This window comes from Flavobacterium undicola, assembly GCF_009909155.2.
Classification (GTDB): Bacteria; Bacteroidota; Bacteroidia; order Flavobacteriales; family Flavobacteriaceae; genus Flavobacterium; species Flavobacterium undicola.
Window position 1 is genome coordinate 1 of sequence record NZ_JAAAPM020000053.1, and the last position, 10,025, is coordinate 10,025.

Annotated in this window: 14 protein-coding genes and 1 pseudogene; 9 read left to right on the forward strand and 6 right to left on the reverse strand. The window is 35.5% G+C overall.

Annotated features, from left to right (window positions below):
* The 9 genes and pseudogenes from GTZ96_RS17670 to GTZ96_RS17710 all read left to right on the forward strand — a co-directional run.
* A pseudogene (locus GTZ96_RS17670) lies at positions 1 to 113 on the forward strand (IS1595 family transposase); the annotation flags it as partial.
* A 37-nt stretch (positions 114 to 150) separates the two neighbouring features.
* Positions 151 to 543 carry a single-stranded DNA-binding protein gene (locus GTZ96_RS17675; protein WP_161645226.1) on the forward strand — a complete coding sequence of 131 codons (393 nt, stop codon included), beginning with the start codon at positions 151 to 153 and terminating at the stop codon, positions 541 to 543.
* Between the two features lie 43 nt (positions 544 to 586).
* Positions 587 to 1,681: a DUF932 domain-containing protein gene (locus GTZ96_RS17680; RefSeq protein WP_161645227.1), complete on the forward strand. Its 1,095-nt coding sequence runs from the start codon at positions 587 to 589 to the stop codon at positions 1,679 to 1,681.
* Positions 1,668 to 1,871 (forward strand): hypothetical protein, encoded by a 204-nt coding sequence (locus tag GTZ96_RS17685; RefSeq protein WP_161645228.1) that lies wholly within the window; start codon positions 1,668 to 1,670, stop codon positions 1,869 to 1,871. Before GTZ96_RS17680 ends, GTZ96_RS17685 begins: the two co-directional genes overlap by 14 nt.
* A 3-nt stretch (positions 1,872 to 1,874) precedes the next feature.
* Positions 1,875 to 2,411 carry a PRTRC system protein E gene (locus GTZ96_RS17690; RefSeq protein ID WP_161645229.1) on the forward strand — a complete coding sequence of 179 codons (537 nt, stop codon included), beginning with the start codon at positions 1,875 to 1,877 and terminating at the stop codon, positions 2,409 to 2,411.
* A 16-nt stretch (positions 2,412 to 2,427) separates the two neighbouring features.
* Positions 2,428 to 2,646 carry a PRTRC system protein C gene (locus GTZ96_RS17695; protein ID WP_161645230.1) on the forward strand — a complete coding sequence of 73 codons (219 nt, stop codon included), beginning with the start codon at positions 2,428 to 2,430 and terminating at the stop codon, positions 2,644 to 2,646.
* 17 nt (positions 2,647 to 2,663) lie between these two features.
* Positions 2,664 to 3,824 (forward strand): hypothetical protein, encoded by a 1,161-nt coding sequence (locus GTZ96_RS17700; RefSeq protein WP_161645231.1) that lies wholly within the window; start codon positions 2,664 to 2,666, stop codon positions 3,822 to 3,824.
* A gap of 12 nt (positions 3,825 to 3,836) precedes the next feature.
* Positions 3,837 to 4,550, forward strand: a complete 714-nt coding sequence (locus tag GTZ96_RS17705) for a PRTRC system protein B (RefSeq protein ID WP_161645232.1) — start codon at positions 3,837 to 3,839, stop codon at positions 4,548 to 4,550.
* Positions 4,547 to 5,353 (forward strand): PRTRC system ThiF family protein, encoded by an 807-nt coding sequence (locus GTZ96_RS17710; RefSeq protein WP_161645233.1) that lies wholly within the window; start codon positions 4,547 to 4,549, stop codon positions 5,351 to 5,353. Before GTZ96_RS17705 ends, GTZ96_RS17710 begins: the two co-directional genes overlap by 4 nt.
* A 468-nt stretch (positions 5,354 to 5,821) precedes the next feature.
* On the opposite strand, the gene GTZ96_RS17715 is transcribed toward GTZ96_RS17710, so the two are convergent.
* The 6 genes from GTZ96_RS17715 to traK all read right to left on the reverse strand — a co-directional run bounded on the left by GTZ96_RS17715 (position 5,822) and on the right by traK (position 9,882).
* Positions 5,822 to 6,097 (reverse strand): molybdenum ABC transporter permease, encoded by a 276-nt coding sequence (locus tag GTZ96_RS17715; protein WP_161645234.1) that lies wholly within the window; start codon positions 6,095 to 6,097, stop codon positions 5,822 to 5,824.
* Positions 6,098 to 6,256: 159 nt separating this feature from the next.
* The gene (gene traN / locus GTZ96_RS17720; protein WP_235973059.1) at positions 6,257 to 7,150 is read right to left on the reverse strand and encodes a conjugative transposon protein TraN; all 894 of its coding nucleotides are present in this window, start codon (positions 7,148 to 7,150) and stop codon (positions 6,257 to 6,259) included.
* A 45-nt stretch (positions 7,151 to 7,195) separates the two neighbouring features.
* Positions 7,196 to 8,515, reverse strand: a complete 1,320-nt coding sequence (traM, locus tag GTZ96_RS17725; RefSeq protein ID WP_161645236.1) for a conjugative transposon protein TraM — start codon at positions 8,513 to 8,515, stop codon at positions 7,196 to 7,198.
* Positions 8,502 to 8,789 (reverse strand): nitrogen regulatory IIA protein, encoded by a 288-nt coding sequence (locus tag GTZ96_RS17730; protein WP_161645237.1) that lies wholly within the window; start codon positions 8,787 to 8,789, stop codon positions 8,502 to 8,504. The genes traM and GTZ96_RS17730 overlap by 14 nt, the downstream gene beginning before the upstream one ends.
* Before the next feature lie 20 nt (positions 8,790 to 8,809).
* Positions 8,810 to 9,247, reverse strand: coding sequence for a hypothetical protein (locus GTZ96_RS17735; RefSeq protein WP_161645238.1), 438 nt, complete (start codon positions 9,245 to 9,247; stop codon positions 8,810 to 8,812).
* A gap of 11 nt (positions 9,248 to 9,258) precedes the next feature.
* A complete protein-coding gene (gene traK, locus GTZ96_RS17740; protein WP_161645239.1) occupies positions 9,259 to 9,882 on the reverse strand; it encodes a conjugative transposon protein TraK in 624 nt (207 codons plus the stop codon).
* Positions 9,883 to 10,025: the final 143 nt, after the last annotated feature.

The following is a 10,025-nucleotide window of genomic DNA, read 5'->3' on the forward strand; positions in this document are numbered from 1 at the left end:
TTAGGATAAACCGTTCTCAATTTAAAACAAGTATTTTTCATAAATCCATAGAAAGAATGGTGAATGCAAAACCGATTTATCAAAAAAACATAAAACAGATATTAAGTGTATAACTCAAAAAATAAAATTCAACTCTAAAAAGTAAAGATTATGAACATTATCGGAAGACTGACAAGGGATGCGGAAGTACGCACAACGTCAAAAGAAAAACAAGTAGTGAACTTTTCAGTAGCCACTAACGACAACTACCGCAACAAACAAGGCGAACGCATAGAACAAACTACCTATTTTGACTGCTCTTACTGGATAAGTCCAAACGTAGTGAAAATACTAACCAAAGGCACTTTGGTAGAACTTACAGGTAGAGTTAGCACAAGACCGTGGACAGCTAATAACGGAGAATTAAGAGCTAGTTTGAATTTCCATACCTCAACTATCAAATTGCATGGAGGCGGTAAGAAAACAGAAAACGCTCAGACAAGCACCAACGAACAGAAAACTAAAACTCCAAATCAGGATACTGGAGACGATTTACCATTCTAACATAATTCATTTCATCTTTTTCAATTTTTAAAATCTGAATATCATGGCACATAATTTAAATTTCAACGAAAAAACTGGACGTTATTCTTTTTTAAGCGTTCAGGAAAAAGCATGGCACGGTTTAGGACAAATTGTACAAGATTATCCCACAAGTGCAGAAGCAATCCAACACGCAGGACTGGATTATGAGGTAATCAAAAGCCCTTTATACACAAAAGGCTCCAATATCATTGAAAATACAAACAGCATAGAAATTAGAGACAACGAACTAAACGTGCCTAATTATTTTGCTACTATGCGCACTGACAACAACACCGTTTTGGGTGTGGTAGGCAAAGACTACCATATTGTACAAAATCGAGAGGCTTTTAGTTTTTTTGATGCTATTGTAGGAGGTACTGACGGAATCTTATACGAGACCGCAGGAGCTTTAGGAAATGGAGAGCGCATTTTTATAACTGCAAAACTGCCTGATTATATCCGTGTTGGTAATGGCGATGATGTAACAGAAAAATATATTTTTCTCACTACTTCGCACGATGGTAGCGGAAGTATTACCGCAGCCTTTACCCCTGTTCGAATTGTTTGCCAAAATACGCTTAACGCTTCACTTCGCAATATGAGTAACGTGGTCCGAATTCGCCATACTTCGGGAGCGAAACAACGTTTGGACAATGCGCACAAAGTAATGGGATTAGCAAACGAATTCAGCAACCAATTAGAAAACATCTTCAATGACTGGGCGAAAGTAAAAGTAAGCGATAGGGAGGTAGAAAAATTGATACAGTTGGCACTTTGTCCCAATAAAGAAACCCTAGAGCATATCAAAAAGGGTAATAATGACGAAATCTCAACCGTGTTCAAAAATACTGTTGAAAGTGCTTTTGCTTATGCAATGACTAATGAGACACAACAGATGGAAACCACAAAGGGGACATTATTTGGAGCTTATAACACTGTGACTGGCTACTACCAGAATGTACGCAATTATAAAGATGATGAAGCCAAATTACAATCCATTGTATTAGGTGGTACGGCACAAATAAAGTCCCAAAAAGCATTTGAACTGTGTAGCTCGTTTGCAAAAATTGGTGCGAACGCTATCAACATAAATTTTTTAATTAATGGAAGTAATTGATTTGAATGGTTACGCTATTGAGGTAACTGACCTTGATGAAGCCATCAAAATAACGGCAGAATACAAAGACTATCAACAGGAGGGTAACGATTTTTCAGATTTCAATGAAAGACAAAAAGCCTATTGGCTGGATATGCACGAAAAATTAACGGTAATTAAAAACGGATTAAACAACACTTTAAAAATTTAAAAGATGAACACTAATTTTTTCAATCAGATAGCAGAATTAGAAATCACTGGCGATTTACAGCTAACCATATCAAGAGGAGTAGAAAACAAACTGGTCGTTTCTATTTTACTCCAAAATGAACAATGTGGAGACAATGCCAAACAACTAATCCCACCTCTTAATCTTAGAGGAACAGCAGATGAATTAGACGAGGGATTTTTTGAAAGTATTGCAGTACCCTTACAAACTGCCTCGGGTTTAATGGTCAACATGGAAGCCTATATGAAGCAATTGGAAAATGCCCAAAAACAATCGGCAATGGAAAAAGAGAAAACCGATAAGGAGAAAAAAGCGAAGGACGAAAAAGAAAAGAAATACAAAGAAGCTATAGCAAAGGCTGATGAATTGGACAACGATGGTAAACCCCGTGATGCCTGGATGAAAGTACCTAATCCTAACGATTATTCTGAATATGCCGAAGCCATAAACAAACGCAAAAAAGAACTATACGATAAATTCGCTTCGCCTAGTCTTTTCGGAGCAGAGCAAGAAAATGTTTAATCTAAATTGAATCATTATGTTATTAGCCACACAATTAGAAAGAGTATTTCTGTTTAACGATAAAGGACAAGAAATCAAACTCACAGACCCCGAACCAAAATGGAGTGTACAAGCAGTACTAAACTTTTATTCCAATACTTATCCCATCCTTACAACCGCAAAAATTGGCGCACCTGTAATAAAAGATGATACGGTACAATACCGCTTTGAAAGTGCTATAGGTACGAAAGGTTAAACCTAAAACAATAAAAAATGACTTATGCAATCACATATCATAGCGGGTACGATAAAGCTACCCAAAGAATCCAAACAAAAGCAACTACACCGCCAATTAGGAGAGTTCGCAAACTGGATGAAACGAACAAAGGACGCAAACGAAATCCGCAAGGACAAACAGCAATCTGTACCATTACCGATGCTACCAATGGTTTTTTAAAAACTTCGTTTCTGCCAAAACTGGCAGAAACGAAAACGGCACAGGCTTGTAAGAAAACAGCAAGTTTGGAAAGAGATTTCTACCAATCTCTTTCCAAACTTGCAACGCATTATAACATTAATCCCATACACACCCAATCTTTTGGTTTTCCTTATAAAATCGCTTTGGCTTTATGGAACACCAAAGAAAAACTAAAAGATAAAGTTAGAGATTGGGAAGAAATCAAACTCGTACAGGATAATAACAAAACCTTTTTCACAAGTGAAGAACGATACAACACTAACTCAACGCTTTATTATATTCCAGTAGTACCGCTGTACCGTTTGTTAAAAAACAAAAAACGAAAACATAGTGCACAGCTTTTATTATCAGTCTGTAGTTATCTCTATCATAATGTTAACATCCCTTATTACAGACAGGGAAATAGTTTTCTTTATTATCAATACGAGATGTTGAAAGAATGGCAACTAACTGATGATGATGCCGAAGAAACATCAATTTATTTGCGTGAATTCGAACAAGCGGAATATATTGGCGACAAAATGGAACAAAAAATCTTCAATACTGCCAATTTAACTTTTTTCAAAAAACGATTGAACCGCTTTAAAGGTACGGAAGTTTTTGAACAGGATTGTTTAAAATTAGCTCAAGAAGCCTATTCCCTTTTAGAGCAATATCCAAACGAAAATGTATTTCGAAATGCAAGACCCAACGAAGAAGCAGACGAAAACGAAGAAGAAATAGAAAACATTTTAACAATGGATTACTACGTGTCCTTTTATGCTGATGGAAAAGGTTGGCTGAATGAAAATATTATACAATGCGTAAATAACGAATTACAAGAATACGGACAGATTGAAGAGCCTAGTATCCTTAAACGTTTTGACGGAAGTGACATAACAATAAACAATCTTGATTTTGAGAATAGATTGTTTGCCCTTATCGGACAATTAATTTACCTGTTAAACAATTTTTAAAAGTATATAGTTATGAACGATATAACAGAAAATTTTGGAACACTGTATCATCCTAAATCTGCATTAGTATTCTATCAGACTAAAGGAATGAATTCTGACAACTATGTAGAATCTTTCGACATGGATAAAAATGGAAATCCTATTAATGCCCATCCTTTGACTGTAAGAGAAGCAAACCAACTGGCAAAAGCATTGAAAACAGCCAAAGAAGAAAAAGAACCTTGTTTAAAATCAGAAGGAATAATAAGCAATGCTATTTTACATATTGACCCTACTCAAAATAAAGTAATCTGGTTTACCAAAGCCATGCAAAGAGAAATGTGTTTTACAGAAAATTTAGGAATCCCAAAAGGCTTGGTAAATGTACCTCCTATGTTATGGATTGCCAACAAAAACAGTCTTTCTGTTTTTGCTTTGGGAAGTAATCGCAGACCTAAAGAAAACACAAAATTGTACAATGCTCCTTTTTTTAATGTATATGAAAATGCCAATGTTTGCATGGGAACGGTAGATGTTCAGATGAAGAAAATTGCTTCATTAGAAAAGTTTACAATCGCATGGGAAACTTATTTTTTCAACAGCTATTTCAGTCATTTGATGCCAGACTACAATCCGATAGAAGGAAACTGTATAACACTTTGGGAAAGCCTTGTCAATACAAACAACACTTTTCCAAAAGAAGTATTAAAAAAGAATGGTAAAACCTTAAAAGATATATTGTCATGAATATCGAAAAAATAAAAGTACATTTTACAGACAACTATTTAATAAATCCCACAAATCCAATAACGGTAAATCTTATCGGTGCAGGTGGTACAGGTTCTAAAGTAGTAACTTCTCTAATTGAAATGAATCATAGCCTTATTGCATTAGGTCATGCAGGTTTGAGCGTTTGCTTGTGGGATGATGATATAATCACAGAAGCCAATTTAGGCAGACAACGATTTGCAGATTCTGAAACAGGACTGTACAAATCCGTCGCATTGATAAACCGTGCCAACCGTTGGTCGGGTACAAACTGGAAAGCAGAAACCATAAAATTTGAAAAAGACAGTTTGGAAAGGTTACCCGAAAATGCGGCAGCAAGTATTTTTATTAGCTGTGTGGATAGTGTGAAAGCTCGTTTTGAAATTGCTGACATTTTAAAACAACTTAATAACAGCAATGCTTATGCTAATCGTCCCCGTTATTGGATGGATTTTGGAAATAGCCAACATACAGGGCAAGTTATACTATCCTCTATAGGCAATATAAAACAACCTAATTCAGAGAAATATGAAACCGTTGCTAACTTACCATTTGTAACCGAAGAATTTCCCGAACTGCTAAAACAGTCCGAAATTACAGATGACACTCCAAGTTGTTCCCTTGCGGAAGCATTGGGAAAACAAGATTTATATATTAATTCTGCACTTGCACAGATAGGTAGTTCTCTTTTATGGGGTTTATTTCGTAACGGACTAACCCAATACCGAGGCTTTTTTCTCAATTTGAAAGATTTTAGGTCACAGCCCGTCCCAGTTGGCTAACCAAACCCCGATAGTTATCGGGGCGGGCTGCAAAAAGACACTCTTTTCCGATGGTCAGGAAAGTCTTTTTGCAGAAGAAAAGTTGCAAGTACTTTAGTTAAATGCGAATACTCCCATTTCACCAAAAAGCTTGCGAGTTTTGCGTGAGGATATTCGTTATCCTCCTTATTCGTTTTGTCCGACTTCTTTTCTTTTCACATCAGCGACCAAAGAAAAGAAGCAAAAGAACGTCGCTGGATTAGTAATGTTAAAATCAGAGTAAAAAAGACACTTCCTCCCGATGGTCGGAAAAGTCTTTTTTCAGAAGAAGGATACAATCACTTTGGTAAAATGCGAAGATTCTACATTTTACCAAAAAGCTTGTGAGTTTTGCGTGAGGATATTCATTATCCTACTTATTCGTTTTGTCCGACTTCTTTTCTTTCCACATCAGCGACCAAAGAAAAGAAGCAAAAGAACGCCACTTGATTATTTTGGATTTTGTGTTTCAATTAAAACCACCTCTTCTTTTTCTTTCTTCTGTCTTGAATAACTCCAGAAAAACAAAAGTCCAAAAACAATCAGAATAAAGGCAATCCATTTTCCTGTACGTTCTAAAAATAAAATGAATACTGATTTTTCATAACTAGAAAAACCTTCCGCCCCCATGGGACTTCTTCTATAAAATTTTCTTCTGTTAATCCAGTAACGAAGACCAAAACCACTTAGCAAAGCTAAAATACTTAAAACCAATGTTGGATTCATAATCTGTATTTTTATATTTCACTTTATTAATTTAAAAAAACGTTTAAACACCTAAATTATTGTTTTAAAACAAGTTATAAAAAATAATATTTTCAACAAATAGAAAAAGGCTGCTTCACAATTATGAAACAGCCCAGCCCTATTTTTCAATTTTTAAATTCAATTAATCTTCAACTTCATATTCTTAATAAGCTTAGCCTTGACCAAATCAGAATTCTCTAACTCTAATAATTGCTGCCTGCCACCGTTCTTTTCAAAAATTTCTATCAGCAGTACTTTGTCATCGGCAATAGTAAATTGATCCAACAGAAATACATTTCGTTCTACTGCATTGCCAGCAATTTCGTTCAGTGGTTTATAGACTCGCAATGGAACTAGCGTTCTTTCCTGTATCACAGTACGTTTAGCAATCTTTTTATCTACTACTTTGAAATTAATAAAATCGATTCTGAAAGGCACATTAGTAAAATTATGGATTTCGGTATGAAAATAGAATTTATCATCATGAATATAAATTCCTTTTAATAAAAACTTAATCCCAAAACTCTGAGCACTAATATGTCTTATAAGTTGTTTATCTTTTTTATAAATCGTTTCCAATAACTCGCCTACTAATGATGGGGAATTTTTTCCTAGTTCCTCAAAAAGAACATCATTAATATTCTCCCTACTTATCCCCTTTTGCATTTCCAAAAGATTGTAATTCATAGTAACTGGAAAAGAGTTGTAAAGCACATTGAAATTATAAAAACGTCCATCTTCGGTAATTACCGAAAAATTGGTTTCCTCTTTAAAATTACGAACTGCTGCCTTTACTCTTAATACATTTTCTGCATCTTCTGCCTTGGCTGCAACTAAATAATCGCTTCCTAAATCTACGTAGCGAATAGCAGCAGGAAATATCAAGTGCGAAGTCTTACTATAAGTCGCTTCTATCCGATAGGGTTCTATTTTTCCCAAGTCTAACTTTGTGGTATTGCGAACAGTCTGTTGTGCCTGAAATGGCGTAGCATAGCATAATACTAAGACCAGTACTATTAGTATGTTTTTCATTGTTGTTTTCATATTCTATTGTATAAGTTTTAAAGAATTAAATATTTATTTTTTGGAAACAAGGAACACCTGATGCCCTGCTTTCAATGTTACTTTTGGGGTTCTCATTTTTTTAGAAAAATACCCTGAAACACCCTGTACAAGCCCTCGGCTCAAATCAGCTGCTATTTGTTGCCCGGCAGAATTTGTCATCATAATACTGCTTCCTGAACTCTGCCCCATATTAGCAGCCATTTCTTTGAAAGCACTTATTTCGGGAGAATAAGGAATTAACAAACCTTGTTGTCCATCCAGTCCATACACTATAAGATCAACAGAAAAGATATTCCCATTCATCTCTATCGAACTAACTTTCATTTGAAGACGCCCTTGTTGAAATTTTGAATTTGCAGTCAATACTGTTCCTGGCGGAATAATATGAGTTCCTATTTTGGCAGGTTCTAATAAGCGTAAACGAACATTGCTCTCTTCAGCTACTAACTGTGTTTGTTGAACAACAGCACGGACACTATTTTTGAGTTGTATTTGCTGCTCTGTTTTCCCTACGGTATAAAATCGGCGGTTGCGCTTTTCACTCCAATTAACTATAAACGTACTATCAGGAAGTACTCTCTGTAAAGAAGAAACCACATTTTTATGGGCAGGAACAAATGCAACAAAAGATTCTTTTTGGTTTGATAAACCTGAAAGTACTGTTTTTTGTTCCTTTGGATGTTCCCCTGAAACGGCATTTGTTGGAAGATATTTTGCAGCCATCTGATACGATTTCTCCATCAGTTCCAATTGACTTTCGACTGGATCAATTGGTGTCTCATTTTTTTTAGCCAGCTGTTCTTTTAGTTCATCCAGTTGTTTACGCAGTTGCAATGCTTCTGAATTATCATTCTGATAAAAAGTTCCAACTGTATTCTGTGCATTACGATAACTGGCTAAAGAAGGATTATCATTATTTAATGAACTATTATACACTTCACTCTTAGCCTCCGAAGCATCCTGACCATTTTCATCTGTAATGTCCTCATTCCAATAGTCAGACAAAGATGTTAGCGTATTTTGTTTTTCCAGATTCTTTTGTTCCAACATTGCCTCCTCATAAGCTTTCTGCTTATCATCCTGCAAAACGTTATCAGCAGCCTGAGGGACTGAATCGTTGAGACCAAAATCTTCTGTCTTTTTTCTATTTTCGGATGGTTTAAATATTAAATACATACACCCCAGAAATACAATACCCATCAACGCAAAAATGAGTGGCTTTTTAAATTTATTGACTTTATTTAAACTGCTTTCCAGCACTATATCCGAAGGATTATTTTGACTACCACCTGTTACAAAGACAGTATTCTTTTTGTTTTCATTCTCTTTCATGACTTTTATTTTTTATAATTTTCAACAATGAATCCTGCATTGATATAGCGGATTCTTTCTTTTTGACAGCTGGATTTTCAATATGCTCAATAACCACTCTGTGATTGGATTTTCCTGTATCATACCAAACCTTTAGAATAACAGCTATAGTGAGAACCAGATAAACTAAGAAACAGTATAAAAGATAATTGTACTGTTGTCGCAAGGGTAATGCTCGCCAACGACCATCCACTTTGTCAAAATACCTATCCATATTTTCTCTTATTTTTTTCATACTTTAATTTTTATCGGGTTTCACAGTTTAAATCGCCTGCTTCTGGAAGACAACTGTTGCTTAGGTTTATCTGACACTTGAGCAATAGCTTCTTTTGCTGTCGGAACTGAACTTGCGGTAAGAGTGGTCAGTTTAGATTGCTTCAATAATTGCCCGTAACGGTCTATACTTCTTATATACATTTCCATTTTCTGTAAATCGAATTTCCCGTTCTCATATCTTACACACATATTACACTTAATCTTTGGTTTGTCTTCACCATTCCATTGGAGGTAAGTAGATAAATGCAGATGATTTTCTAACAATGGAACTTCTTTACCATTGTCCCAAGCTTCCAAAAACTCACTGATGCTATCCTTCAGTTTGCCTGCACAACAACCCTCCGTATAGAAATAACCGTCAAACCCTTTATCAGTAAGGATTTTTGAGAATGCGTCTAAATCAAATTGATGTCCCATATTCTTTGTCTTTAACGTTCCATAATTTCAATATCGTTGTTCGCTATCACATTGAACTTTTCTATATTGAAGCCTTGTGGATTGTTATCCGATCGAACTGAATTCACGAGGTAACATGATGTCACCAGATTACGCTTAGTTACATTACTGGATCTAATAATAAATTGCTCAGCATAAGTTCTCACAGCATACGGATAACTATCGAAGTTGCACACCACACTATCTATTTCGATACGCTGTTGCACATTCCCTGAAATGATACGATTGTAATACCCTTTTTCAGACAAGTCTTTATAGTAATTGAAAGCACTTTTGTCTGCAAGGTTGAACGCACGTTTCATATTGCTTTCGATAGCATCCTTGTCGGGTGCCAGAGTAAAAAAAAGTTCGTGAAAACGTCTGACGTGTTCCCTAGCTTCAACCGGACGATTGATAGAAGCATCCTGTGCAAGAGCCAGCATTAACGATTTACCATTATCCAACACATACACCTTTTGACGTTGCAATTCTGCAAAGTGATACGATTGCCACACCGCATATCCGGTTACTCCAATACAGAACAATGCAAACACAATGGCATAAAGTCTGATTTGCCTGAAACTGTTTTCGATATTTCTTAAGGTTCTAAATTCCATTTTACTACTATTTAAATATTTGAGTTAGTCATTTAGTTTCTGTATTTTTATGTCTTTAAAAACAGTCGTTATGGAAGTATTTGAAGGACAAAGCATACTAAACTTTATAAAAGAATTGCCAAATGATGAAGCTTGCAAAGCTT

Coding starts and splice junctions, on each gene's coding strand:
- GTZ96_RS17735 (WP_161645238.1), bottom strand. CDS start 9,247: ATGGGACATCAATTTGATTTAGACGCATTCTCAAAAATCCTTACTGAT.
- GTZ96_RS17730 (WP_161645237.1), bottom strand. CDS start 8,789: ATGAAAAAAATAAGAGAAAATATGGATAGGTATTTTGACAAAGTGGAT.
- GTZ96_RS17685 (WP_161645228.1), top strand. CDS start 1,668: ATGGAAGTAATTGATTTGAATGGTTACGCTATTGAGGTAACTGACCTT.
- GTZ96_RS17700 (WP_161645231.1), top strand. CDS start 2,664: ATGACTTATGCAATCACATATCATAGCGGGTACGATAAAGCTACCCAA.
- traM (WP_161645236.1), bottom strand. CDS start 8,515: ATGAAAGAGAATGAAAACAAAAAGAATACTGTCTTTGTAACAGGTGGT.
- GTZ96_RS17675 (WP_161645226.1), top strand. CDS start 151: ATGAACATTATCGGAAGACTGACAAGGGATGCGGAAGTACGCACAACG.
- GTZ96_RS17715 (WP_161645234.1), bottom strand. CDS start 6,097: ATGAATCCAACATTGGTTTTAAGTATTTTAGCTTTGCTAAGTGGTTTT.
- GTZ96_RS17690 (WP_161645229.1), top strand. CDS start 1,875: ATGAACACTAATTTTTTCAATCAGATAGCAGAATTAGAAATCACTGGC.
- GTZ96_RS17705 (WP_161645232.1), top strand. CDS start 3,837: ATGAACGATATAACAGAAAATTTTGGAACACTGTATCATCCTAAATCT.
- GTZ96_RS17695 (WP_161645230.1), top strand. CDS start 2,428: ATGTTATTAGCCACACAATTAGAAAGAGTATTTCTGTTTAACGATAAA.
- GTZ96_RS17680 (WP_161645227.1), top strand. CDS start 587: ATGGCACATAATTTAAATTTCAACGAAAAAACTGGACGTTATTCTTTT.
- traK (WP_161645239.1), bottom strand. CDS start 9,882: ATGGAATTTAGAACCTTAAGAAATATCGAAAACAGTTTCAGGCAAATC.
- traN (WP_235973059.1), bottom strand. CDS start 7,150: ATGAAAAACATACTAATAGTACTGGTCTTAGTATTATGCTATGCTACG.
- GTZ96_RS17710 (WP_161645233.1), top strand. CDS start 4,547: ATGAATATCGAAAAAATAAAAGTACATTTTACAGACAACTATTTAATA.